At 66.7% G+C, this 25,326-nt stretch carries 22 protein-coding genes and 1 tRNA gene; 8 read left to right on the top strand and 15 right to left on the bottom strand.

All coding sequences use genetic code 11. The features are described from left to right. Positions 1–29 precede the first annotated feature (29 nt). Positions 30–1,361, top strand: coding sequence for an NAD(P)/FAD-dependent oxidoreductase (locus KQ910_RS04555; RefSeq protein ID WP_216957286.1), 1,332 nt, complete (start codon positions 30–32; stop codon positions 1,359–1,361). Between the two features lie 112 nt (positions 1,362–1,473). On the opposite strand, the gene KQ910_RS04550 is transcribed toward KQ910_RS04555, so the two are convergent. Next, on the bottom strand, positions 1,474–3,075 hold the full coding sequence (locus KQ910_RS04550) for an ABC transporter substrate-binding protein (protein ID WP_216957285.1): 1,602 nt from the start codon (positions 3,073–3,075) through the stop codon (positions 1,474–1,476). 163 nt (positions 3,076–3,238) lie between these two features. Here KQ910_RS04550 and katG point away from each other — a divergent pair, with 163 nt between their 5' ends. Continuing rightward, complete coding sequence (gene katG, locus KQ910_RS04545; RefSeq protein WP_216957284.1) at positions 3,239–5,419, top strand: catalase/peroxidase HPI; 2,181 nt, start codon at positions 3,239–3,241, stop codon at positions 5,417–5,419. Between the two features lie 190 nt (positions 5,420–5,609). On the opposite strand, the gene KQ910_RS04540 is transcribed toward katG, so the two are convergent. From KQ910_RS04540 to cobT, 5 genes are all read right to left on the bottom strand, one after another. Then, on the bottom strand, positions 5,610–6,599 hold the full coding sequence (locus KQ910_RS04540) for a Bug family tripartite tricarboxylate transporter substrate binding protein (protein ID WP_216957283.1): 990 nt from the start codon (positions 6,597–6,599) through the stop codon (positions 5,610–5,612). Between the two features lie 40 nt (positions 6,600–6,639). Beyond that, on the bottom strand, positions 6,640–7,587 hold the full coding sequence (locus KQ910_RS04535; protein WP_216957282.1) for an amidohydrolase family protein: 948 nt from the start codon (positions 7,585–7,587) through the stop codon (positions 6,640–6,642). Between the two features lie 107 nt (positions 7,588–7,694). Further along, complete coding sequence (locus KQ910_RS04530; RefSeq protein WP_216957281.1) at positions 7,695–8,219, bottom strand: hypothetical protein; 525 nt, start codon at positions 8,217–8,219, stop codon at positions 7,695–7,697. A gap of 20 nt (positions 8,220–8,239) precedes the next feature. After that, the gene (locus KQ910_RS04525) at positions 8,240–8,701 is read right to left on the bottom strand and encodes a nuclear transport factor 2 family protein (protein ID WP_216957280.1); all 462 of its coding nucleotides are present in this window, start codon (positions 8,699–8,701) and stop codon (positions 8,240–8,242) included. Beyond that, on the bottom strand, positions 8,694–9,716 hold the full coding sequence (gene cobT, locus KQ910_RS04520) for a nicotinate-nucleotide--dimethylbenzimidazole phosphoribosyltransferase (protein WP_216957279.1): 1,023 nt from the start codon (positions 9,714–9,716) through the stop codon (positions 8,694–8,696). The genes KQ910_RS04525 and cobT overlap by 8 nt, the downstream gene beginning before the upstream one ends. Positions 9,717–9,770: 54 nt before the next feature. On the opposite strand from cobT, the gene cobS reads away from it, so the two are divergent. The 4 genes from cobS (at position 9,771) to KQ910_RS04500 (ending at position 12,826) form a co-directional block, all read left to right on the top strand. Further along, positions 9,771–10,598, top strand: a complete 828-nt coding sequence (gene cobS, locus KQ910_RS04515) for an adenosylcobinamide-GDP ribazoletransferase (protein WP_216957278.1) — start codon at positions 9,771–9,773, stop codon at positions 10,596–10,598. 35 nt (positions 10,599–10,633) lie between these two features. Beyond that, positions 10,634–11,302 (top strand): histidine phosphatase family protein, encoded by a 669-nt coding sequence (locus KQ910_RS04510; protein ID WP_216957277.1) that lies wholly within the window; start codon positions 10,634–10,636, stop codon positions 11,300–11,302. 159 nt (positions 11,303–11,461) lie between these two features. After that, entirely contained in the window at positions 11,462–12,031 is a 570-nt protein-coding gene (cobU, locus tag KQ910_RS04505; protein WP_216957276.1) for a bifunctional adenosylcobinamide kinase/adenosylcobinamide-phosphate guanylyltransferase, read from the top strand. A 108-nt stretch (positions 12,032–12,139) separates the two neighbouring features. Then, entirely contained in the window at positions 12,140–12,826 is a 687-nt protein-coding gene (locus tag KQ910_RS04500; RefSeq protein ID WP_216957275.1) for a lipid-binding SYLF domain-containing protein, read from the top strand. A 124-nt stretch (positions 12,827–12,950) separates the two neighbouring features. Here KQ910_RS04500 and KQ910_RS04495 read toward each other — a convergent pair whose 3' ends face one another. The 9 genes from KQ910_RS04495 to KQ910_RS04455 form a co-directional block, all read right to left on the bottom strand. Next, positions 12,951–13,610, bottom strand: a complete 660-nt coding sequence (locus KQ910_RS04495; RefSeq protein WP_216957274.1) for a CoA transferase subunit B — start codon at positions 13,608–13,610, stop codon at positions 12,951–12,953. Positions 13,611–13,620: 10 nt separating this feature from the next. Further along, positions 13,621–14,322, bottom strand: coding sequence for a CoA transferase subunit A (locus tag KQ910_RS04490; RefSeq protein ID WP_068195336.1), 702 nt, complete (start codon positions 14,320–14,322; stop codon positions 13,621–13,623). A gap of 77 nt (positions 14,323–14,399) precedes the next feature. Then, the gene (locus KQ910_RS04485) at positions 14,400–15,197 is read right to left on the bottom strand and encodes an enoyl-CoA hydratase/isomerase family protein (RefSeq protein ID WP_216957273.1); all 798 of its coding nucleotides are present in this window, start codon (positions 15,195–15,197) and stop codon (positions 14,400–14,402) included. 4 nt (positions 15,198–15,201) lie between these two features. Then, positions 15,202–16,092: a DMT family transporter gene (locus tag KQ910_RS04480; protein WP_216957272.1), complete on the bottom strand. Its 891-nt coding sequence runs from the start codon at positions 16,090–16,092 to the stop codon at positions 15,202–15,204. A gap of 200 nt (positions 16,093–16,292) precedes the next feature. Beyond that, positions 16,293–20,837 (bottom strand): glutamate synthase large subunit, encoded by a 4,545-nt coding sequence (gene gltB / locus KQ910_RS04475; protein WP_216957271.1) that lies wholly within the window; start codon positions 20,835–20,837, stop codon positions 16,293–16,295. Positions 20,838–20,969: 132 nt separating this feature from the next. After that, complete coding sequence (locus KQ910_RS04470; RefSeq protein ID WP_068191259.1) at positions 20,970–21,155, bottom strand: 4-oxalocrotonate tautomerase; 186 nt, start codon at positions 21,153–21,155, stop codon at positions 20,970–20,972. Positions 21,156–21,173: 18 nt separating this feature from the next. Next, complete coding sequence (locus KQ910_RS04465; protein WP_216957270.1) at positions 21,174–21,785, bottom strand: glutathione S-transferase family protein; 612 nt, start codon at positions 21,783–21,785, stop codon at positions 21,174–21,176. 7 nt (positions 21,786–21,792) lie between these two features. Continuing rightward, the gene (locus KQ910_RS04460) at positions 21,793–23,235 is read right to left on the bottom strand and encodes an NAD(P)-dependent oxidoreductase (protein WP_216957269.1); all 1,443 of its coding nucleotides are present in this window, start codon (positions 23,233–23,235) and stop codon (positions 21,793–21,795) included. Between the two features lie 256 nt (positions 23,236–23,491). After that, a complete protein-coding gene (locus tag KQ910_RS04455; RefSeq protein WP_216957268.1) occupies positions 23,492–24,445 on the bottom strand; it encodes a complex I NDUFA9 subunit family protein in 954 nt (317 codons plus the stop codon). Positions 24,446–24,578: 133 nt separating this feature from the next. On the opposite strand from KQ910_RS04455, the gene KQ910_RS04450 reads away from it, so the two are divergent. Both KQ910_RS04450 and KQ910_RS04445 read left to right on the top strand, forming a co-directional pair. Beyond that, a tRNA-Leu gene (locus tag KQ910_RS04450) sits at positions 24,579–24,663 on the top strand. Positions 24,664–24,688: 25 nt separating this feature from the next. After that, entirely contained in the window at positions 24,689–25,312 is a 624-nt protein-coding gene (locus tag KQ910_RS04445; protein ID WP_216957267.1) for a ribonuclease D, read from the top strand. Positions 25,313–25,326 lie beyond the last annotated feature (14 nt).

Below are 25,326 nucleotides of genomic sequence, written 5' to 3'. Positions count from 1 at the left end.
GTCTCGAAGGATGGGCCGAGGAGCAGATGATGGCTGACAGCGTCTTCCACAAGGATTTCAAGGCGATGCCCTGGTGGTGGGAATGGTGGCATCCCTCCAACGAGCTGAGCCAGGATCCGCCGCTCAAGACAGACGTGCTGGTGGTGGGCGCCGGCTATGGCGGCCTGTCGACCGGACTGGAACTGGCGCGCTCGGGCGTCGACGTCACGGTGCTGGAGCGCGGCGATTTCGGCGTTGGCGCCTCGACGCGCAACGGGGGCGGCGTCAGCGGCGGCACGACCATGGGCAAGGGCTTCTCCGGCAAGGGCGTCGGCGGCGATCCAGAGGCCTGGAAGAAGGTGATGGCGCGCATGCTGAGCGACGCCGCCGATTCGCTCAGCCAGGTCGAGACGGTGATCCAGCGCGAGGGCATCGAGTGCCATTGGCGCATGAACGGCCGCTTCAGCGGCGCCTACACGCCCCGCCATTTCGCCGAGCAGCAGGCCAAGGTCGCGACCTACAACGAGAAGGCCGCACTCGGCACTTACATGATCCCGCGCGAGCGCCAGCGCGAGGAGATCGCCTCGGATTACTACTATGGCGGCATGGTCGTGGAGCGCACCGGCCAGCTCCATCCCGCGCTCTACTATGGCGGCCTGCTGAAAGCGGCCCATCGCGCCGGGGCGAAGCTCTGCGCCAACTGCGACGCCGAGAAGATCGAACGCAAGCCCGGCGGCTTCCGGGTGCTGACAAGCAAGGGGCCGATCGAGGCGCGCGAAGTGGTGATCGCCACCAACGGCTACACGACCGAGCTGACGCCGACCTTGCGCCGCAAGGTGGTGCCGGTCGCCAGCCACATCATCGCGACCGAGGAACTGCCCGAGGATCTGGTGCAGAGCCTGATCCCGAAGAACCGCGTCGTCTCCGACACCAAGCGGGTGCTCTGCTACTACCGGCAATCGCCCGACAACAAGCGCGTGATCTTCGGCGGCCGCGCCCGCTTCACCCAGGTGACGCCCGAGGTCAGCGCGCCGGTGCTGCACGGCTACATGCTGGAGCGCTGGCCGCAGCTCAAGGGCGTGAAGGTGACCCACGCCTGGACCGGCAACGTCGCTTTCGCCTTCGACTTCCTGCCGCACATGGGCATGGAGCAGGGCATGCATTACCTGATGGCGTGCAACGGCTCGGGCGTCGCGATGATGTCCTATCTCGGCTACCAGACCGCCCGGAAGATCGCCGGCGGCTCGAATGCGCCGGTCAACGCCTTCGACGGCCAGGATTTCCCGACCGTCCCCTTCTACAGCGGCAACCCCGAATGGGTGCTCCCCTTCGTCGGCGCCTGGTACCGCACCCGCGACTGGTGGGATCGGGTGCGGGCTTGAGCTTTCATGCTCCTCGCCTCCGTCAGAGGGAGAGGCTGGGTGAGGGGGCGACGCACCCCCTGTAACCCCCTCACCTAACCTCTCCCCCGATCGGGGGAGAGGAACATGAGTCCTACTTCATCGTGATCGGCGAGAAGTCCTGGAACCAGTTCTGGGCCTGCACGAAGCCCGTCACCTTGGGTGACATGGCGCGCGGGGCGACGTCGTGGGTCACGAACAGGAACAGCGCGTCGTCGACGATCTTCTGGTGGACCTTCTTCAGCGCCTCGTCCTGCGCCTTCGCTTCGAAGGTGGTGCGTGCCGTTTCCAGCAGCGCGTCCATGCCGGGGTCCTGGTAGAAGCCCCAGTTGGTGCCGTTCGGCGCCACCAGCTTCGAATCGAGATGGCGGATGAAGGCGGTGAACGGATCCTGGATGAAGTAGCTGAAGTTGAGCGCGCTCGCGCCCTTGGCCAGGTCCGACTTCGCGCCAGCCCGCCACAGGTTGATCAACGTGTTCCACTCGGCCACCTCGAAGTCGATCTTGATGCCGACGTCGGCCAAGTTCTGCTGGATGTACTCGTTCATCGCCAGCGGCTGCATCTGGCCCGAGCCCGAGCTGGAGATCAGCACCTTGGCCGTGACCGGCTTTGCCTTGCTGAAGCCCGCTTCGGCCAGCAGCTTCTTCGCCGCTTCCGGATCGAACTTCACGTCGAAGCTGGGCGTGCCGAACCACTGGCTGCCCGGCGTCAGGAAGCCCTTGGCCGGGATCATCTGGCCCTTGAGCAAAACCTTCAGCCCGTCGCGATCGACCGCGAGGTTGGCGGCCTTGCGCACGCGCACGTCCTTCCACGGCGAGCCGTCGGCGAAGGAGAGATGCCATGTCCAGTTGTGCGGATAGGCGTTGCTCACGATCTTGAGGCCGGCCTTCTCCAGGCTCGGGATCGCGTCGGGGGAGGGCGCCTCGATCCAGTCGACCTGGCCCGCCCGCAGCGCCGCCGTGCGAGTCGCCGTCTCCGGGATCGGCAGCAGCACCATCTTGTCGAGCTTCGGCACGCGCGCCTTGTCCCAATAGTCCTTGTTGGGCGACAGCTCGGCGCGGGTCTGCGGCTGGAAGGCCGTGACCTTCCACGGGCCGGTGCCCGACGGCGTCTGCGCGAACTTGTTCCAGTCCTTGCCGACCTTCTCCCACTGCGCCGGGCTGGACATCATGATCCAGGAAATCTGGTAGGGCAGGAACGCGTCGGGCGTCTTGGTCCGGATCTCTACGGTCTTGTCGTCGATTACCTTGTAGGAGGCGACGGCCGGAATGCGGGAGCGGCCCTGTGCGGCCTGCTTCGGGTCGAACTGCGGGGACTTGTCGTTCAGCAGCTTCTCTAGGTTCCACACCACGGCGTCGGCCTTGAAGTCGCTGCCGTCGTGGAACTTCGCGCCGTCGCGCAGGGTGAAGACCCAGCGTGTCGGGTCGGCCTCGTCGACCTTCCACGAGGTGGCGAGGCCCGGCACCAGCACCGACGCCTTGTCGGCCGACGACAGGTCCCAGTTGATGAGCGCGTCGTAGACGGTATAGCCCATGAACCGCATGCCCTCGCCGCCCTGGTCGGTCTGGCCTGTGGTGAGCGGAATGTCCGAGGCCGTCATGCCGATGCGCAGCGTGCCCTGTGCCAGCACCGGCGCGGCGGAAAATGCCGCAAATGCGGCGGCGGCGCCCAGCAGCGCCTTCTTCTGGATGATCATGACGACGGTTCCTGTCCTTCTTGCGAGATCGTTGCAGGACGCTGGAAGGCCAGAACCGTGCCAAGGCTGGGTGGCGTCGCCCGTCGCTCCGTTCGAAAATGAACGTGACGTATTGTCTGGAATCATTCTAAAGTACGGACGATCAAAACGCGAGGGATGGACCATGACGACCGAAAGCAAGTGCCCCTTCAGCGGCGGCCCCAAAGGACCCTCCAATCGGAACTGGTGGCCCAACCAGCTCGACCTGCAGGTGCTGCACCAGCACTCCGACCTGTCCAATCCGATGGGCGAGGCGTTCGACTACGCAAAGGAATTCAAGAGCCTCGACCTCGACGCCGTGATCAAGGACCTGCACGCCCTGATGACGGACTCGCAGGATTGGTGGCCGGCCGATTTCGGTCATTACGGCCCGTTCTTCATCCGCATGGCCTGGCACAGCGCCGGCACCTATCGCGTCGGCGACGGCCGCGGCGGTGCCGGTGGCGGCCAGCAGCGCTTCGCGCCGCTCAACTCGTGGCCCGACAACGTCAACCTCGACAAGGCGCGCCGCCTGCTGTGGCCGATCAAGCAGAAGTACGGCAACAAGATCTCCTGGGCCGACCTGCTGATCCTGACGGGCAACGTCGCGCTCGAGTCGATGGGCTTCAAGACATTCGGCTTCGGCGGCGGCAGGGTCGACACCTGGGAGCCCGAGCAGGACATCTACTGGGGCCCCGAGGGCAAGTGGCTGGCCGACGAGCGCTACAGCGGCGACCGCGAGCTTCAGGGCTCGCTGGGCGCCGTGCAGATGGGCCTGATCTACGTCAATCCCGAGGGCCCCAACGGCAATCCCGATCCGGTCGCGGCGGCGCGCGACATCCGCGAGACCTTCGCGCGCATGGCGATGGACGACGAGGAGACGGTGGCGCTGATCGCCGGCGGCCACACGTTCGGCAAGACGCACGGCGCGGGCGATGCCGCCCTGGTCGGCCCGGAGCCGGAAGGCGCGCCGATCGAGCAGCAGGGCTTCGGCTGGAAGAGCAGCTATGCCTCCGGCAAGGGCCATGATGCGATCTCTTCCGGTCTTGAAGTCACCTGGACCTCGACGCCGACCAAGTGGAGCAGCAACTTCTTCTGGAACCTGTTCGGCTACGACTGGGAGCTGACCAAGAGCCCGGCCGGCGCGCACCAGTGGCGGCCGAAGAACGGTGCCGGCGCCGATTCGGTGCCCGACGCCTTCGACAAGTCGAAGCGCCACGCGCCGTCGATGCTGACGACCGATCTCGCGCTGCGCTTCGACCCGGCCTACGAGAAGATCTCGCGCCGCTTCCACGAGAACCCGGATCAGTTCGCCGATGCCTTCGCGCGCGCCTGGTTCAAGCTCACGCATCGCGACATGGGCCCGGTCGCCCGTTATCTCGGCCCTCTCGTGCCGAAGGAGCCTCTCGTCTGGCAGGACCCGATCCCCGCCGCCGACCATCCGCCGATCGGCGAGGCCGAGATCGAGTCCCTCAAGGCGAAGATCCTGGCCTCGGGCCTCACCGTGTCGCAGCTCGTCGCGACCGCGTGGGCCTCGGCCGCGACCTTCCGCGGCGCCGACAAGCGCGGCGGCGCCAATGGCGCCCGCATCCGCCTCGCGCCGCAGAAGGACTGGGCGGTCAACCAGCCGGCCGAACTGGCGGCGGTCCTGCAGAAATTCGAAGCGGTGCAGAAGGAGTTCAACGCGTCGGCGGTGGGGGGTGGCCAGAAGGTGTCGCTGGCCGACCTGATCGTGCTGGGCGGCGCCGCCGCCATCGAAAAGGCAGCGAAGGCCGGCGGGCATGACGTGAAGGTGCCGTTCACGCCGGGCCGCATGGACGCGACGCAGGAGCAGACCGACGTCCATTCCTTCGCGCCGCTGGAGCCGACAGCGGACGGCTTCCGCAACTTCGTCGGCACGAAGACACAGCAGCCGGTCGAGGCACGGCTGGTCGACCATGCCCAGCGTCTCACCCTGACGGGGCCGGAGATGACGGTGCTGGTCGGCGGCCTGCGTGTGCTGGGCGCCAATACGGGCAAGTCGAAGCACGGCGTCTTCACCGCGAAGACCGAGACGCTCGGCAACGACTTCTTCGTGAACCTGCTCGACATGGCGACCGAGTGGAAGCCGGCCGCGGAGGAGGGCATCTACGAGGGCCGCGACCGCAAGTCCGGCGCCGTGAAGTGGACCGGCACGCGCGTCGACCTGATCTTCGGCTCGCACAGCCAGCTCCGCGCGCTGGCCGAGGTCTATGCCCAGTCCAACTCGAAGGCGAAGTTCGTGAAGGACTTCGTCGCCGCCTGGACCAAGGTCATGGACCTCGACCGCTTCGACGTCCGCGCCTGAGCCGCGTCACCAGAGAACGGAAAGCCCGCCCGGTGAAAACCGTGGCGGGCTTTTTGTTTTCAACAATCACCTCACCCTGAGGAGCGCTGCGTAGCAGTGCGTCTCGAAGGGTCGGCACGCGCACCACGCCTGTTGCCCATCCTTCGAGACGACGTGCTGCGCACGTCTCCTCAGGATGAGGTGGGTGGGTCTACTCCAGCTTCACGTTGGCCACCCGAATGACCTCGCTGTACCGCGCGGCGTCTTCGGCGAGCACGCGGGTGAAGTCGGCCGAGGACGTGGCCACGACGATCAGGCCGAAGTCCTTCAGCCGCTGCACGATCTCCGGCCGGCGCACCGCCGACCGGTAGGCTTCCTCAAGCCGCGCCTTGATCGGGGCCGGGGTGTCGGCGCGGATCGAGATGCCGAAGTCGTTGCTCGCCCGGACGTTGGGATAGCCCACTTCCGCGAAGGTCGGGACGTCGGGGAATTCCGGCATCCGCTCGGTGTAGCTGACCGCCAGCGCGCGCAGCTGTCCCGAGGCGACGTACTGCCGGCAATCCGCCACGCCCAGCACCGACATCTGCAGGCGGTTCTCCAGCAGGTCTGCGACGATCGCGGGCGTGGCGCGATAGGGGACGTGCGCCAGGTCGACGCCCGCCGCCATCTTGAACAGCTCGCCGCCCAGATGCACCGATGTGCCGATGCCCGAGCTGCCGTACGACCATTTGCCCGGTTGCTTCTTCGCCGCCGCCACGAACTCGGCCATCGTCTTGATGCCGAGCTGCGCCGGTACTGCCATCAACGTCGGTCCGACGGTGAGCCGCGACAGGGGCGTGAAGGCGTCCATCTTGAAGGGCAGGTTGGGCATCAGCAGCGCGATGATAGAGTAGCTGCTGCCGGTGAACATCAGCGTGTAGCCGTCGGCCGGTGCCGCGGCGACCGCCGCCATCGCCACCGTGCCGGTGGCGCCGGGCCGGTTCTCGACCACGACCTGTTGTCCGAGCGATTCCGACACGATCGGCGCGAGCAGGCGGGACAGCACGTCCATCGAGCCGCCGGCGCCGAACGGCATGATCACCTTGATCGGCTTGTTGGGCCAGGCATCCTGGGCGTTCGCGCCGGCGAGTGGCACAGCAGTCGCCAGGAGGCCGCCGGCCGTGGTGGCCAGCAGGTTTCGTCTCGTCACTCGATGGGCCATCGTTCGTCCTCCCGGGACTGGTTGTTGTGTCGGCCTGCCTTCAGGGCAGTTGGATCGGAATTCGATAGAAACGGATGGCGTTGCGCGCGAAGAACTTCGCGAGCGTCTCCGGTGTCTCCTTCGCCAGCGCCTCGCGCATGACCGCGACGATGCCGCCGAAGGTCGTGCTGAGGCTCGCGACGGGAAGATTGCTCGCGAAGATGATGCGGTCCGGCCCGAAGATCGACGCGGCCTCGCGCACCACGCGGACGTTGCTCGGCACGTCCCACTTGCCGTGCGGTAGGCCGAGTTCCGAGATCTTGATCACGACGTTCGGACAGTCGGCCAGCGCCGCCAGCCCCTTGCGCCAGATCGCGAGCCCTTCCTCGGAGCGGTCGAGCGGCAGGCCGGTATGGTTGACCACCATGGGAATGCCCGGGAACGAGCGCGCGACCTCGGCGCCTTCCTCGAGATGCCAGTAGGGAATGCGCATGTCCCACGACATGCCGTGCTTCTCCAGCAGCGCGAAGTTCCGCCGCCAGTGATCGTCCTGCATCGTGCCCGGCGCGCCCGCGACCGAGGCGTGCGGCCCCGGCGACGTCGTGGGCCGCGAACGGATGCCGCGCATCAACGGCGACTTCGCATGGCCTTCGAGGATCGCCGCGCAATCGGGCTGGACGAACGAGACGTGACCCACCACGACGGAGGGCAGGCCGAACTGCTCGTTCATCGTCCCGAGCCATTCCGTCTCGGCCACCTGCTCGTCCATCGCGCGCGCCGCCTGGATGTGCACGCTGCCGACGACGTTGAAGCCTTTGAGCGCCGCGACATAATCCGACGGCATGTAGTCGCGGCAGATCGCGCGATAGTCGCCGAGGAAGAAGTTCTTGTCGTACTGGTCCGTCTTGGTCGGATAGTGCCCGGCCTTCAGGTCCCACAGATGATGATGCGCATCGACGATCGGCGTCGCGAACTCACCCGCCGCCGACAGGGTCTTGAGAAGATCCATTGTTTCTGCCCGACATTATTCGTTGCGTCGATGAAGCGGGCGGGGTGGGGCGGTGTCAACAGAAGCTGGCCGCCAGTGAGACGTCTGATTTGCCTGGCGGATTGGTCCTACTGGTGCCGCATTATCACGAGCGACAACGCCGCAACGACAAAGCAGCCGGCCGTCCATTGCAAGCTCTTGATGATCTGTCGGCGTTGAGCGTCGCTCGTTGGCTGGCTGCGCCGCTTTCGAAGGGTGGCACCGGCCAAGCACACCAGCAACCATACGGCACAACCAAGAAAGGCTATCAGCGCATTGCCAAACACAATCGCCGGTGCTGCGATGAAGGCTGGAGACTTGAACGGAGATGGTCCAACTGCGCCGTCCCGCAGGTAAACATAGCCGGCACCCGATGCGACCATGACTGCGCCGGAAGCGAAGACGAGAAAGAGGCTGCGATAGTAGCGCGCCATCAGTTCCTTGCCGCGCTCCGTATACGGGCCGCCGTCCCGCGAGCCGCGAAGAAGCGACGATTGAGACGAAGGAAGCTTCACCTCCAGCCGGGCGCCGACGATCGCAAGGGCGGCCACCACAAAGAAATAGAGAAGTGAAAAGCTTGAGAGGAGGGTAAGGATGGCGAGTGCTATTTTCACGACCTTGCTCTTCGACGTGGTCAGGATAGCCGCGTCGCCTGACTCACCGCCAGCTGCCAGCCGTCCTGCGCTGTCACGTAAACGCTCACCCAGCGGAAGTCGTAGGTCTTCTGTTCCTTGACGTTCAGGATCGGGCTCTTGCCGGTCACGATCACAGTCGGACCGGCGAAGACGCGGAAGACGAGGTCGGAGACGGGAGCGGCTTCGATCAGCGGTTCGCCGGCCATCGCGGCGACCAGGCGTGCATCCTTGTTGTCGAGTTTCCCCGAGTCGTGCGTGTGCGTGAAGCTGTCGGCATAGAGCGGGCGCATCGCGGCGAAGTCCTTGGCGAGGACGGCCTTCGCGAGTTTGCTGCGGAAGTCGGTGACTTCCTGGATGAACTTCTTCGCTTCCGCCGAATCGGGTTGGCGCGGCGGATGGGCGAAGGCTTCAGGAGCCAGGAGTAGAAACGGGAGACCCGCGAGCAGGGTGCGTCTACGCATCCTTCGAGGATACGCCGGCCTCGGCGAAGGTCGCCATGCCGTTGTGGCAGGCGGCGGCGGCCTTGAGCAGCGGCACGGCCAGCGCGGCGGCCGAGGCTTCGCCCAGGCGCATGTCGAGGTCGAGCAGCGGGCGCATCTTCAGCGCGTCGAGCAGGCGCGTGTGGCCGGGCTCGGCCGAACGATGCGCCACCAGGCAATGGTCGAGCGCGCGGCGGTCCACGGAGTGCAGCACCGCGGCGGCGGTGGTGCAGGCATAGCCGTCGAGCAGCACCGGGATGCGGCCCATGCGGGCAGCGACGATGGCGCCGGTCAGGGCCGCGAACTCCTCGCCGCCGACCGCAGCCAGCAGTTCGAGCGGATCTCGGCGTGCGATCGCGTCCTTGTGGCGGGCCAGCGCCTCATCGATCACCGCGATCTTGTGCGCCAGCGCCTTGCCGGTGACGCCGGTGCCGGGGCCGGCCCAGTCGGCGCCCGTGCCGCCATAGAGCGCGGCGCACAAAGTGGCGGCGGCGGTGGTGTTGGCGATGCCCATTTCGCCCAGGCACAGCACGTCGATGCCGGGCTCGGCCGCCATCATGCCGTAGGCCATGGCGTTGGCGGCACGCGTCTCGTCCATCGCCGGGCCCTGCGTGAAGTCGGCGGTCGGATGGTCGAGGTCGAGTTCGTAGATGCGCAGGTCGGCGTCGATGGCGGCGGCGAGCTGGTTGATCGCCGCGCCGCCGTTCAGGAAGTTCTTCACCATCTGCTGGGTGACTTCGGGCGGATAGGCCGAGACGCCGCGCGCGGCGACGCCATGGGTGCCGGCAAACACCGCGACGCGCGGCCGCTCGACCCGCGGCTGGGCGCGGCCCTGCCAGCAGGCCAGCCATTCGGCGATCTCCTCCAGCCGGCCGAGCGAGCCCTGCGGCTTGGTCAGTTCGGACTGGCGGCGGACCACCTCGGTCTGGGCGGTGAGGTCGGGTCCCGGCAGTTCGCGCAGGATCCGGCGTATTTCGTCGAAGGAGGCAGCCGACATTGTTCGTCCGGGGGCATTCTGGAAGGGGCCGGACCATCCTATATTCGGGGGATCATGACCAGTCCCAACGAACCCTCTTCCCCTTCCTTCGAGAGCGGCGGCGCAAACCGGCCCACCTCGTTCGACGAATGGCTGCAGGCCTTCAAGGAGCAGATGACGTTCTTCACCGGGCTTAAGCTCGATGTCGGCCTGCCGCGCTGGCCGCTGGCCGACGTCCTGCCGGTGCTGCCCTTCGTGGGCGCCGCGATCGGGCTGGCCTCCGGTCTGGTCTTCGCCATCGTGCGCGGCATCGCCGGGCCGGGCTGGCTGGCAGCGGTTCTGGCGGTGGGAGCGGCGGTGATCCTGACGCGTGCCCTGCATGAAGACGGGCTGGCGGACACCGCCGACGGGCTGGGGCCGCACGCGCTGGAGCCGGCGCGGCGGCTGGAGATCATGCGCGACAGCCGCAACGGCACCTTCGGCGTGCTGGCCCTGGCGCTCGGCGTGCTGATCAAGGTCGCCTGCCTGGCGCAGTTCGGCGCCGCGACCGGCCTCGTCGTCCTGATCTCGGCGCATGCTTTGTCGCGGTCGGTGCTGGCCTATCCGCTGCTCGCCTTCTCGCCCGTCCATGACAACGGGCTTGGCTCGAAGGCCGGCAAGCCGACCGACAACGACGTCTGGCTCACCATCGCCATCGGCGCGGGGCTCGCCTTCCTGCTGATGCTGGGCAAGGGCCTGTTCGTGGCGATCCTGGCGCCGCTCGCGGTCATGGCCTCGGCCTGGTTCGCCACGCACTGGATCGCCAAGCGGCTCGGCGGCTACACCGGCGACACGCTGGGCGCGGTCCAGCAGAAGGCCGAGATCGTCTTCCTCGTGGTGGCGGCGCTCTTCATCGGCCGCTAAGAAGGCGGCCGCTGTAAAGGGATCGGAGGACGAGCATGGCGACGGGCGCCAAGATCACGGGTGCGGTCACGCGGTGGTGGTGGGTGCGGCATGCCGTGGTCCCCAATCCGGAGCGCCGCTGCTACGGCCAGTCGGACATGGACTGCGACGTGAGCAACGAGGAACTGTTCCGTCACCAGGCGAAGCTGCTGCCCAAGGGCGCGGTCTGGTACGCCTCCAACCTGTTGCGCGCGCGCAAGACCGCCGAGCATCTCGCCAGGGCCGGCGCCGAGATGGACAAGCTCCACATCGATCCCGATCTCGCCGAGCAGCATTTCGGCAAGTGGCAGGGCCTCACCTATGTCGAGATCGCCGAGAACCATGCCGACAACCATCTGTTCTGGCTGGGACCGCCGGAGTTCCGGCCCGAGGGCGGCGAGAGTTTCGTCGACCTGCGCGACCGCACCGTGCGCAGCATCGACCGACTGACCGCCGAGCATAAGGGCCGCGACATCGTGGCGACGGCGCATGGCGGCACGATCCGCGCGGCGCTGGCGCACGCCTTCGACCTGCATCCCGAGGCGGCGGTGCGCTTCGAGATCGACAATGTCTCGATCACGATGATCGAGCATTTCGAGCAGGCCAATCCCGAACATGCCTGGCGCGTGGCCTTCGTGAACTACATGCCGCGCGCCCTCGCCTTCGCCCGCGGCGGGCCTGCGTGACCGCCTTGGGCTATCGCACATGACTCAAGGATCCCTCACTGCGTTCGGGATGACACCGATTTCTGCATTGGCGCACGGCATCCATCTCCCCAACAGTGTCATCCCGAACGCAGTGAGGGATCCTTCGCTTCCTGGCTTGGCGAGCACGACGCGCGGCTGATGGAACACGTCTCGACCTTTCCGCTGCCGCCGGTGAGCCTCGTCCTGGGCGGCGCGCGCTCGGGCAAGAGCACCCATGCCGAGCGGATGGTCGCCGGCACCCTGCACGGCGCATCGCCGCGGCCGGCGGTCTATATCGCGACGGCGGAGGCGGGCGACGTCGAGATGGCGACCCGCATCATGGCGCACCGTGCCCGTCGCGGCGTCGGCTGGACCACCATCGAGGAGCCGCTGAAGCTTGCCGAGGTGCTGGAGCAGGCCGCCTCGCACGGCCAGCCGATCCTGGTCGACTGCCTGACGCTCTGGCTCTCCAACCTCATGCATGCCGGCGAGGACGTCGACCAGGCGACCGACGAACTGGTGCAGTCACTGGATGATCACAACCAGCCGGTGGTGTTCGTGAGCAACGAACTGGGTCTCGGACTGGTACCGGAGACGCCGCTCGGCCGATCCTTCCGGGACGCGATGGGCCGCATGAACATGCGCATTGCCGAGCGCTCGGACCGGGTGATCTTTATGGCCGCCGGACTGCCCCTGGTGATGAAGGACCGGCCGGCCTCCGGTCGCTGAACACCGCAATTGGGCCCGGGAATCGCGGCCCGAAACATGGTATGATTCAGCTCTTGTGACCATCAAGGCGCTCCCTCGGCGTCGGTCGCCAGCCACACGGAGCATAAAATGAAGCTCGATCGCCGAACCGTCCTTTCGGGGACTGCGGCCGCGTTCGCCGCGCCGTTTCTCACGTCCATGCCGGCCCGCGCCGACGCCAAGCGCCAGTCGCTGGTCGATTCCTGTCTCGCCACGGCGCGCAAGGTCCTGGGGGGGCCGGACTTTCCCGACGCGGCCAAGCTCATGACCACGGCGCGCGGCGTCCTGATCATCCCCGAGCTGGTGCAGGGCGGCTTCATCTTCGGCGCCGCCGGTGGCCGCGGTGTCCTGATAGGCCGCAACTCGCCGAACAACTGGAGCTTCCCGGCCTTCTACATCATGGGTTCCGGCAGCGTCGGCCTCCAGGTCGGTGGCAAGGTCTCGGAGATCGTGTTCATCATCCGGACCGAGAAGGGCCTGCAGGCGATCATCGACCACAAGTTCAAGGTCGGTGCGGAAGCGGGCGTGACCATGGTCGCGGTCGGCATCGGCCTCGAAGGCGCCACGACGGGCGCCGGCGGTGCCGACATCGTGGCCTTCGCGAACTCGCAGGGCCTGTTCGCCGGCGCCTCGATCGAGGGCTCCTACATCGACGCCGACAACGACTGGAACGCGCTCTACTACGGTGGCGGCGCGAACGCGAAGGGCGTCATCCTCGACCGCCGCTACACCAACCCGGGCGCCGAGCCGCTGCGGCAATATCTGTCGAAGTGGTGATCTGATCCCTTCCCCTTTGCGGACTCCGCAAAGGGGAAGTGCACTCGTCTTGCGAGGGCGATGGGGTCATGACCCCTCCGTCGCGCAAAGCGCGACACCTCCCCATGTGAATGGGGAGGAGGACTTAAGCGACCTTCAGGCCCGCGGCGATCGAGAGCTTGGCCTTCGTCTTCGCCTTGACCTCGTCGACGGTGACGCCGTCGGCGAGCTGGATCAGCGTCACGCCGCCGGTGCCCTTCTTGTCGACGCTGAAGACTCCCAGTTCGGAGATCACCATGTCGACGACGCGCCGGCCGGTGAGCGGCAGGGTGCATTCGGCCAGCAGCTTCGACGCGCCGTCCTTGGAGACATGCTCCATGGTGACGATCACGCGCTTCACGCCGGCGACCAGGTCCATGGCGCCGCCCATGCCCTTCACCATCTTGCCGGGGATCATCCAGTTGGCGAGGTCGCCGTTCTCCGCCACTTCCATGGCGCCCAGGATGGACAGGTCGATATGGCCGCCGCGGATCATCGCGAAGCTGTCGGCCGAGCTGAAGTAGGACGTGCCCTTGACCTCGGTCACGGTCTGCTTGCCGGCATTGATGATGTCGGCGTCGACTTCGTTGTCATAGGGGAAGGGGCCGACGCCCAGCATGCCGTTCTCGCTCTGCAGCGTGATGTCGACATCCTCGGGCACATAGTTCGACACCAAGGTCGGAATGCCGATGCCGAGGTTCACGTAGAAGCCGTCTTCCAGTTCCTTGGCGGCGCGCGCCGCCATCTGATCGCGGGTCCAGGCCATCGTTCTCTCCTCAAGCCTTGCGGATTGTGCGCTGTTCGATCTGCTTGTCGTAGGGCGCACCGCAGAAGATGCGCTTCACGAAGACCGCCGGCGTGTGGATGTGATCGGGATCGAGCTCGCCGACCGGCACGAGTTCCTCGACTTCGGCAACGCACATCTTCGCGGCCGTCGCCATCATCGGATTGAAGTTCCGCGCGGCCTTCCGGTAGATCAGGTTTCCCGAAGTGTCGCCCTTCCAGGCCTTCACCAGCGCGATGTCGCCGAACAGGCCGCGCTCCATCACATATTCCTCGCCGTCGAAGACCTTGGTCTCCTTGCCCTCGGCGACCAGCGTGCCGACGCCGGTCTTGGTATAGAAGGCCGGGATGCCCGCGCCGCCGGCGCGGCAGCGTTCGGCCAGCGTGCCCTGCGGGTTGAATTCGAGTTCGAGCTTTCCGTCGAGGTACAGCTTGGCGAAGGTCTTGTTCTCGCCGACGTACGAACTGATCATCTTCTTGACCTGCCCGGTCTCGAGCAGCAGGCCGAGGCCCGCGCCGTCGATGCCGGCATTGTTCGAGACGCAGGTGAGGCCCTTCACGCCGGAGTCGCGCACCGCGCGGATCAGCTTGTCGGGGATGCCGACCAGGCCGAAGCCGCCGCACATCAGCATCAGATCGTCGCGCAGCAGGCCGTCGAGGGCCGACTTCGCATCCTTGTAGACCTTGTTCGCCATCGCTGTGTTCCGTCCTCGCGGGCCCGTAATCACTCTGGGGGTGTCGGCATATGGAAGGGCTGGCGCTTGCCTGTCAATCAGTCGCGAATCGTGCGCTTTCCGGTGACGAATTCGCCCATCAACCGGTGTCCATCGTCGCTCACCGCGAGGTCCATGAACAGCGTCCGCTCGTGGGCCAGACCTTGTGACAAAGGCGTTTCAGCCGCCGAGCGGACCAGCCGCTTGATGTGTGCCACCGCCTTGGGCGGTTGCGTCGCCAGCCGCTGCGCCATCGCCAGCGCGTGGTCGAGCACCGGCCCGTCCACCGCTGCATGAACCATGCCGAGGGACGCGGCTTCGTCGGGCGACACCGTGCGGCCCATCAGCGACAATTCGAGGGCGCGGGCCTCGCCGACCAGCCGGGCGAGGCGCTGCGTCCCGCCGGCCCCGGCCAGGATGCCGATGTTGATCTCGGGCTGGCCCAGCCAATAGGGCCCGCGCTCGGCGAGGCGGATGTCGCAGGCCATACAGAATTCGAAGCCGCCGCCCATCGCCGTGCCGTTGATGGCGGCGATCACCGGCTTGGGCGCCGCTTCGAGCCGCGTCAGGATCCTGTGATAGGTGCTCTCGGGTGAGAGCCGGTCGAGCGAGAAGCTCGCGCCCTTGGCGCGCAGCTTCTCCGAGAGGCCGAGCAGTTCCGAGACGTCGTAATGCTCGATGAACACGCCTTTCAGCGCGCCGGTGAACACCAGCACACGCACGGCCTCGTCGGTCAGCAGGCGGTCGACCGCCTCGTCGAGCTCGCCGACCATCGCGGCGTTCATGTAGCCCTTGGGCGGGTTGTTGAAGCGGACGATGGCGACGGCGTCGCGCCGTTCGATTTCGATCAGGGACATGGGCTCAATTGTTCCTGTCCAGGATCACGATGGCAATTCCCGCGATCACCAGCGCGGTGCCGATCGCCAGCGGCCAGGTCACGGGCTCGCCGACCAGCACGATCGAACTGGCGATGGCGAGCAGCGGAACGCCCAGCATGCCGAGCGAGCCGGTGACCGGTGGCAGGGCGCGGGCCACCGAGACGGCGGCCCAGGTCGCGGTCGGACCGGCCAGCACGCCGAGATAGAGCAGCGCGATCCACAGCGAGGGTTGCTGCAGGTCGAGATGGCCGGTCGGTTCGAGCGTGAACGCCAGGATCCAGAGCAGCACGGTCGCGACGCCCATCTGCCACGGCAGCACGTCGAGCGGTGGCATGCGCCAGGAATGGCGGCGCGCGTGCAGGATGGCGAGCGCCCAGGTGAAGCCCGCGGCCAGCAGCCAGGCATGGCCCAGCATCACCCGGCGATCGTTCCAGTCGAAGCGCACCGGATCGACCAGCACGACGATGCCGGCGACACCCAGCGCGGCACCCGCGAAGCCGCGGCGGCCGACCTTCTCGCCGATCATCCAGGAGAGCGGCACCATCCAGAGCATGGTCGTGTAGGCCAGCACGCCCGAGCGGCCCGGCGGCACGATCTGCACGCCGAGATTGGCGAAGGCGAAGAAGCAGGTGAGTTGCAGCGCGCCGACCGAGAGGATGATCGGCCAGTCGGCGCGGCCCGGCCAGGCGAGCCGCTTCAGCGCCGCGACCAGCACGAAGGCGGTCGCGGCCGACAGCGTGGCGCGCGCCGCCGCCAACCAGATCGGCGTGCCGGCGCTGAGGCCGATCTTGATGACCGGCCAGGCGAGGCCGAACAGCACGACGACGAGGCCGAGCTGCAGCCAGGCCACGCGCGAGGGCCGCGCGTCGCTCATGGACGTTTCCTCCTGTGGTGCGCGCTTGGCGCGCAACTATTCATTGCCCGGCGCGTCGGCTGATACTGCGTTCGTCCCTTTGACCCCTCCGGCCTTCGGCCACCTCCCCATTTGAATGGGGAGGCAAAGGTTCTTCGTTCCTCCCCATTCAGATGGGGAGGTGCCCCGCAGGGGCGGAGAGGTCAAATCCTTCGTCGAGCCTAGGCGCGCTTCTCCTGCGCGACGGTGAGCGGCTGCGGCAGGCGCGTCAGCATTTCCTTCGGCACGACCTGCCAGAAGTGTTCGAGCTGGCGGTTCCAGTCGTTGAGCAGGCGCGCGCCCAGCGGCGACTTGGTCTCCGCGACATGCTCTGCGACCTGTGCCTTCAGCACGGCCTCCCAGTGCGGATGGTCGATACGCTGCCACGTCACCGTCTCGGGATTGACCTTCAGCTTGAAGGCGTCTTCCGGGTCGTAGAGGAACGCCATGCCGCCGGTCATGCCGGCGCCGAAGTTAACGCCGATCGGTCCCAGGATCACCGCGGTGCCGCCGGTCATGTATTCGCAGCCGTTGGAGCCCAGCCCCTCGACCACCGCGTCGGCGCCCGAGTTGCGCACGGCGAAGCGCTCGCCGGCGCGGCCCGAGGCGAACAGCTTGCCGGCCGTCGCGCCGTACAGAACCGTGTTGCCGATGATGGCGTTGGCTTCCGGCACCAGCGGGCTGGAGATGGTCGGCTTCACCACGATGGTGCCGCCGCTCAATCCCTTGCCGACATAGTCGTTGGCGTCGCCGAACACTTCGAGCTTCATGCCCTGCACGGCGAAGGCGCCGAGCGATTGGCCAGCCGTGCCGCGCAGGCGCACGGTCACGGTGTCCGGCTGAAGTCCCGTCATGCCGTACTTGCGCGTGATCATCGCCGAGAGGCGCGTGCCCACGGCGCGATGGGTGTTCCGCACGCTGTACTGGAGCTGCATCTTCTCGCGATGCGTGAAGAGCGGCTGCACATCGCGCAGCATCTGGGCGTCGAGCGTGTCGGGCACCTCGTTGCGGCCCTCGACCGTGCAGTGCACGGCCTCGTGGCCGCCATCGGCCCGCGTCAGCAGCGGGTTCAGGTCGAGATCGTCGAGATAGCGTCCGCCGCGGCTCACCTGCTTGAGAAGATCGGAGCGGCCGACGATCTCGAGCAGCGACTTGTAGCCGAGCTGCGCCAGGATCTCGCGCACCTCCTCGGCCACGAAGCTGAACAGGTTCACCACCTTCTCCGGCGAGCCCTCGAACTTCTCCCGCAGCTTCGGGTCCTGCGTGCAGACGCCCACCGGACAGGTGTTGGAATGGCACTGCCGTACCATGATGCAGCCCATGGCAATCAGCGAGGCGGTGCCGAGGCCGTACTCCTCGGCGCCGAGCATCGCGGCGATCACCACGTCGCGGCCGGTCTTGATGCCGCCGTCGGTGCGCAGCAGCACCTTGTCGCGCAGCCGGTTCAAGGTCAGGACCTGGTGCGTCTCCGACAGGCCCATTTCCCAGGGGATGCCGGCATACTTGATGCTGGTCTGGGGCGAGGCGCCGGTGCCGCCGTTGTGGCCCGACACCAGGATCACGTCGGCCTTGGCCTTGGCCACGCCGGCCGCGATCGTGCCGATGCCGGAGCGCGCGACCAGCTTCACGGTCACGCGTGCCTCGGGGTTGATCTGCTTCAGGTCGTAGATGAGCTGCGCCAGATCCTCGATCGAGTAGATGTCGTGATGCGGCGGCGGGCTGATCAGCGTGACGCCGGGCGTCGAGTGACGCAGCTTCGCGATCATCTCCGTGACCTTGAGGCCAGGCAATTGCCCGCCCTCGCCGGGCTTGGCGCCCTGGGCCACCTTGATCTCGAGCTCGCGGCAGTTGTTCAGGTACTCGGCGGTGACGCCGAAGCGGCCCGACGCGACCTGCTTGATGGCCGACGAGGCATTGTCGCCGTTCGGCCGCGGCTTGTAGCGCGCGGAATCCTCGCCGCCTTCGCCCGAGTCGGACTTGGCGCCGATGCGGTTCATGGCGATCGACAGCGTCTCGTGCGCTTCCGGTCCCAGCGCGCCCAGCGAGATGCCGGGCGCCACCAGGCGCTTGCGCAGCTCGGTGATCGACTCGACGTCGTCGAGCGCGATCGGCGCACGGTCGGTCTTGAAGTCGAGCAGGTCACGCAGGTTGATCGGCGGCTGGCGACGCACCGCCTCGCTGTACTTGCGGTACTTCGCATAGGATTCGGTGTTCACCGCATCCTGCAGCATGTGGATCAGCGCGCCCTCGAAGTTGTGGCGGTCGCCGCCGCGGCGGGCCTTGTAGAATCCGCCGATGGGCAGCGCGATCACGTCCTCGTCGAAGGCGCGGGCGTGCTGCTCGGCGATCTTGGCCTGCACGCCGCGCAGGCCGATGCCGGAGATGCGCGACGGCATGCCGGGGAAGAACTCGGCGACCAGCGAGCGCGACAGGCCGACCGCCTCGAAGTTGCAGCCGCCGCGATAGGACGACAGGACCGAGATGCCCATCTTGGACATCACCTTGAGCAGGCCCTCGTCCAGCGCCTTCTTGAAGTTGGCAAGACACTGGCCGAGCGACTGCTTGCCGAACAGGCCGCGCGCATGGCGGGCCGCGATCGTCTCCTCGGCGAGGTAGGGATTCACCGTCGTCGCGCCGACGCCGATTATGACGGCGGCATAGTGCACGTCGAGGCACTCGCCCGAGCGCACGTTCAGCGACGTGAAGGTCCGCAGCGACTGGCGCACCAGATAGGAGTGCACGGCGCCGGCCGCCAGGATCATCGGCAGGGCGGCGCGTTCGGAGTCGATGTTGGCGTCGGTCAGGACGATGTGCAGGCAGCCGCTGCGCACGGCGTCCTCGGCCTCCTTGCAGATGCGCTCGAACGACTGGCGCATCGCATCGAGGCCGCCTTTCGGATCGAAGGTGCAGTCGATGCGCGCGACCGTGTCGCCCATGTACTTGCGCATCGCCTCGAACTCGGCGTTGAGCACGATCGGCGACTGCAGCGACAGCATCTCGCTCTGGTCGGGCGTCTCGTCGAGGATGTTGCCGAGATTGCCCAGCCGGGTGCGGATCGTCATCACGTTGCGCTCGCGCAAGGAGTCGATCGGCGGGTTCGTCACCTGGCTGAAGTTCTGCCGGAAGTAATGGTGCATGCCGCGATAGGTGTCGCTCAGTACAGCGAGCGGCGCGTCGTCGCCCATCGAGCCGACAGCCTCCTTGGCGTCCTCGACCATGGGATGGAGGATCGTCTCGAGGTCCTCGATCGACCAGCCCGCCGCGAACTGGCGGCGGCGCAATTCGTCGGCCGGGAAGTGCTCGGTGGCCGGCGCATCCTGGCGGATCAGCGAATCGAGCTCGACCGTGCGCTCGGTCCAGCTCGCATAGTCGTGCGTCGCCGCCAGCATGTCCTTCAGCTCGCGGTCCTTGTAGACCCGGGGCTGGTCCATATCGACGGCCAGCATCTCGCCGGGGCCGAGGCGGCCCTTCTCGACGATCTTGGCCTCGTCCTGCGGCACCATGCCGGCCTCGGAGCCGGCGATCAGCAGGTTTTCCGACGTCATGACGTAGCGCATCGGCCGCAGGCCGTTGCGGTCGAGCCCGACCAGCGCCCACTTGCCGGCGACGGCGGCGATGGCGGCCGGCCCGTCCCACGGCTCCATGACGCCGTTCACGTAGTTGTACATGGCGCGATGATCGGCCGGCACGTTGGGGTTCGTGGCCGAGGCCTCGGGAATCATCATCGTCTTGACCATCGGCAGGTTGCGATGGCCGCGCACCAGCAGCTCGAAGACGTTGTCGAGCGCCGACGAATCCGACGCGCCGGGCTGCACGATCGGCTTCAGGTCCTCGATGAAGCGGCCGAAGGTCTCGTGCTCGAGCCGTGCCTCATGGCTCTTCATCCAGTTGACGTTGCCCAGGATGGTGTTGATCTCGCCGTTGTGGGCGAGCACGCGGAAGGGCTGCGCCAGCTTCCATTGCGGGAAGGTGTTGGTCGAGTAGCGTTGGTGGAAGATCGCGAAGCGCGAGGTGAAGCGCTCGTCGAGCAGGTCGGGATAGAAGGTCGACAGGTGCTCTGCGAGGAACATGCCCTTGTAGACGACCGACCGGCAGGAGAGCGAGCAGACGTAGAACTCGGCGATGTTCTCGGCGAGCGCGGCCTTCTCCATGCGACGGCGCAGGATGTAGAGCTGCTTCTCGAACTCGCGGTTGTCGAGCCTCGCATCGCCGCGGCCGATCAGGATCTGCTCGATCTCGGGCCGGGTCTCGTTGGCCTTGGCGCCGATGACCGAGATGTCGACCGGCACCTGGCGCCAGCCCAGGATCGTGTGGCCGAAGCGCAGGATCTCGGTCTCGACGATGGTGCGGCAGCGCTCCTGCGCGCCGAGGTCGGTGCGCGGCAGGAACACCATGCCGACCGCGATGCGTCCGACCTGCGGGAGCTCGCCGCTGGCGTCGCGGATATATTCCTTGAAGAAGTCCTGCGGGATCTCGACGTGGAGACCTGCGCCGTCGCCCGTCTTGCCGTCGGCGTCGACGGCGCCGCGGTGCCACACAGCCTTCAGGGCATCGATACCCGCCGCCACGACGTCGCGGCGTCGCTTGCCGTCCAGCGCGACCACGAGACCGACGCCGCAGGAATCGAGTCCCTCGGCGGGGTTGTAGCCGTAGGCGGCGGTGAGCTTCTCGGTGCCGCTCTTGTAGTCGCGGACGAACTGCTCGGCATCGAAGGGAAGGGTGGACATGGGACGATCTTCCTTTGGCTCCTGACCCCTCCGGCGCTTCGCGCCACCTCCCCATTTGAATGGGGAGGAAGCTTTCCTCCCCCGTCAGCGGGGGAGGTGCCCGCGTCTTACGCGGGCGGAGGGGTCATGTTGCTACGTGTCTGAGAACAGCTTGCCGGCCTCGGCCCAGTTCTCTTTCTTGATGTCGGTCAGGACGATCTGCACGGCGTCCGGCGTGCAGCCCAGCGCGCGGCAGGTGCCTTCGGTCAGCTCTTTCGCCAGCGCACGGCGCTGCTCGATGGTGCGGCCCTCGAACATCTGGACGTTGATCATCGGCATCTTCTTCTTCTCCCTTGGTTAGAACTTGTGGTCGATCGCGACATGGCCGGGCTGCGCCTTCACGCGCGCGAGCCAGGCCGTGAGGTTCGGGTAATCCGACAGGTCGAACCCACCCTCGTCGGCGACATGTGTGTAGGCATAGAGCGCGATGTCGGCGAGGCCGTAGCGGTCGTCGACGAAGAACTGCCGCGTCGCGAGATGCTTCTCCATCACGTCGAGCGCGGCATAGCCCTTCTTCATGATGTCGGGCAGGTTGGCTTCCTGCTGCGGCGTGAGCCTGTCGAGGAAGTGCTTCCAGAAGCGCGCGACGGCGATATAGGGTTCGTGGCTGTACTGCTCGAAGAACATCCACTGCAGCGTCTGCGCGCGCGCCAGCCGGTCCTTCGGCGCGAATTCAGTGCCCTCGGCGAGATACCAGACGATCGCGCCCGACTCGAAGAGGAAGGTACCGTCCGCGAGTTCGAGGGTCGGGATGCGGCCGTTCGGGTTCTTCTTCAGGAACTCCTGGGTGCGCGTCTCGCCCTTCAGGATGTCGCGCTCGATGCGCTCGAATGGCACGCCGAGCTGCGACAGCAGCAGCCAGACCTTGTAGCCGTTGCCCGATCCGGTGAAGTCGTAAACCTTGAGCATCGGATCCTCACTCGGCCGCGATGCGCTGGGCGGCCAGCGCCTTGGTGGTCAGATGGGTGTGGATGCGCTCCGCGGCATCGCGCCCGTCGCGCACCGCCCACACGACGAGGGACGCGCCGCGCACGATGTCGCCGGCGGCGAACACGCCGTCGAGGCTCGTCATCATGCTCTTCCAGTCGATCTTGAGCGTGTTCCAGCCGGTTACGCCGAGGTCCGGCGCGTTCATCGCGGCCGGCAGGTCCTCGGGATCGAAGCCCAGCGCCATCAGCACGAGATCGGCCTCGATGTTGATATGGCTGTTGGGAATCTCCTGCGGTGTCTGGCGGCCCGAGGCGTCGGGCATGCCGAGATGGATGCGCACGGTGCGGACGTGGCTCACCTTTTCGTTGCCGAGGAAGGCCTGCGGTGCGGCCAGCCACACGAACTCGACGCCTTCCTCCTCGGCGTGCTTCACCTCGCGCTGCGAGCCCGGCATGTTGGCGCGGTCACGGCGATAGAGGCACTTCACAGACTTGGCGCCCTGGCGCACCGCCGTGCGCACGCAATCCATCGCCGTGTCGCCGCCGCCGATCACCACGACGTTCTTGCCCGCCGCGTTCAGCACGCCCGACTCGAACGCAGGCACGGTGTCGCCCAGACCCTGGCGGTTCGAAGCCGTGAGATAGTCGAGCGCCGGCGCGATGCCCGCGAGGCCGACGCCGGGAGCCGCGATGTCGCGCGCCTTGTAGACGCCCGTTGCGATCAGGACCGCGCCGTGGCGTGCGCGCAATTCCTCCAGCGTGACGTCGCGGCCGACTTCGCAGTTCAGATGGAAGGTCACCTTGGAGTCGCGCAACAGCGTCTCGCGGCGCTGCACGATCTCCTTCTCGAGCTTGAAGTTCGGGATGCCGTAGATCAGCAGGCCGCCGACCCGATCGTAGCGATCGTAGATCGCGACCTGGTAGCCCTTGCGTCGAAGCTGCTCGGCGGCCGCCAGACCGGCGGGACCGGCGCCGACGATGCCGACGCTTTCGGGCCGCTCGCGCCGCGGCTGGATCGGCTTCACCCAGCCGCGCTCCCATGCGGTGTCGGTGATGTACTTCTCGACCGAACCGATGGTGACCGCTTCGAAGCCCTTCTCGATGACGCAGTTGCCCTCGCACAGCCGGTCCTGGGGGCAGATGCGGCCGCAGATCTCCGGGAAGTTGTTGGTCGCCGAGGAGAGTTCATAGGCCTCGTCGAGCCGGCCCTCGGCCGTCAGCTTCAGCCAGTCCGGGATGTTGTTGTGCAGCGGGCAATGGATCTGACAGAAGGGCACGCCGCACTGCGAGCAGCGGGACGCCTGTTCGCCGGCCTTCTGCTGGGCATAGCTCTGATAGATCTCGTCGAAGTCGCGACGGCGCTCGGCTGCCGGCCGCTTGTCGGGCATGGCTTGCGGCGTTCCGACGAACTTCAGCATCCTCTCGGCCATCCCCGGCCTCCTCGGAATATTTTGTGAAATTTTATTACGCAAGAAGCGCGCCGATCGCGCCTTTGCTGCTTTGTTGGCGTGTTTAACCATGCCAATGGACGATAGTCAACTATACTGACCTAATTATAACGAGGGCGGTCCCATTACTATTTTGAACACCCCGATGAGGATCTATTTCTCAAAATATATTACCGATTTCGGACTATATGATTCAGGCGAGCATAATGGCCGCTTGTGACGCCGTGATTTGGGGTGCTTAGGCCGGGGCGTGCAGGTTGTAGCGACCGCCGACGCGATAGCGGTCGAGGTACATCGGCAGGATGGCCTCGGCGGCGGTCGGCTCGATGCCGAGGGCGGCAAGGCCGGGCGCGCCGGGGCGGGCGACGTTGTCGGTGATCAGCAGATCCACCTGGTCGTGCGTCAGCGGCGGCACCGGCAGGAATTCCGCGAAGAAGCCGGCCACCCGCATCAGGCCGGCCGGCACGCCGACGATCCGCTTGTTGCGATCGATCTCGCGCAGCACCAGCGCCGCGATCTCGCGATAGGTGTAGACGTGCGGGCCGCCCAGCTCGAAAACCGTCTTGGCGGTGTCGGGTCGCGCCAGCACGGCCACGACGGCGCTGCCGACATCGCCGACATAGACCGGCTGGACCTTGGCCGATCCGTTGCCAACCACGGGCACGAATGGAGCCTTGGCCGCGATCTGGGCCATGCGGTTGAACATCGCGTCCTCGGGCCCGAAGATCACGCTGGGCCGCAGGATCGTGGCGTCGGTGAAGCCCGCGACGATCGCATCCTCGGCGTCGACCTTGGAGCGAATGTACTTGTTGGTCGAATTGCGCTGGTCCGCGCCGATCCCCGACATGTGCACGAGGCGCTGCACCCCGGCGGCCTTCGCGGCTTCCGCGATCGCCCTGGCGCCGTCGACATGGACGCTCCGGTAATTCTGCCGGCCGCGCTGGAAGGCGATGCCCGAGGCATTGACCACGGCGTGGCTGCCGGCGATGGCTGCCGCCACGGACGCGGGCACGCGCAAATTGGTTCGCATAATGGTAATCTGGCCGACATCGCCGGCCGTCTTGATGCGTTCCGCCAGTTCGATGCGCCGGCAGGCCACGCGGACCTGATAGCCCTGCTGCGCGAGCGCTCGTACGATGGCGCGGCCGACGAAGCCGCTGCCACCAAAGACCGTGACCTGCTTGATGTTCATGGAAGCTGCCTATAGCCCAAAGCCACGACGGCGCAAGGGGTGTAGCGCCCTGGCGTGACCTTGGGGAGCGCAGCGCGGTTGACATCCGGGCGGCACAGCCCTAACTCAGCGCCCGCACTAGACCGCATGCCGTGCCCAGGTGGCGGAATTGGTAGACGCACTAGTTTCAGGTACTAGCGCCGCGAGGCGTGGAAGTTCGAGTCTTCTCCTGGGCACCATGCAGGTCAGTCGGAGCACCCCCTAATGGCGATCAGCCTTCACCGCGGCGATCTTCCCGCGGACGTTTCGTTTGGGTCCGTCGTGGCCATCGATACCGAGACCATGGGTCTCAACCCCCATCGCGACCGGCTCTGCCTGGTCCAGCTCTCGGGCGGCGACGGCAACGCCCATCTGGTCCAGATCCCGCGTGGGGCGCCCAAAGGCGCGGCCAAGGCGCCGCGGCTGGCCGCCCTGATCGCCGATCCTAAGGTGCTGAAACTCTTTCATTTCGGCCGTTTCGACATTGCCGTTCTGGAGCATTCGCTGGGCGTGCGCTGCGAGCCGGTCTACTGCACCAAGATCGCGGCCAAGCTGGTGCGCACCTTCACCGATCGTTTCGGCCTCAAGGACCTGTGTCGCGAGCTGCTGGGCGTCGACCTGTCCAAGCAGCAGCAGACCTCCGACTGGGGTGCCGACAGCCTGACCGACGAGCAGCTTGCCTATGCCGCTTCCGACGTGCTGCATTTGCACGCGCTGAAAGCCCGACTGGACGCGCTTCTCGAGCGCGAGGGCCGTCGCGAACTGGCGGACGCCGCCTTCCGGTTCTTGCCCACCCGCGCGCGCCTGGACGTCGCCGGCTGGCCCGAAACGGATATTTTCGCTCACTGATAAGATGAACCATG

It is taken from the genome of Reyranella humidisoli (genome assembly GCF_019039055.1).
Classification (GTDB): Bacteria; Pseudomonadota; Alphaproteobacteria; order Reyranellales; family Reyranellaceae; genus Reyranella; species Reyranella humidisoli.
The sequence above is the reverse complement of the archived record's forward strand: the minus strand, read 5'-3'. Positions and strand labels throughout refer to the sequence as shown.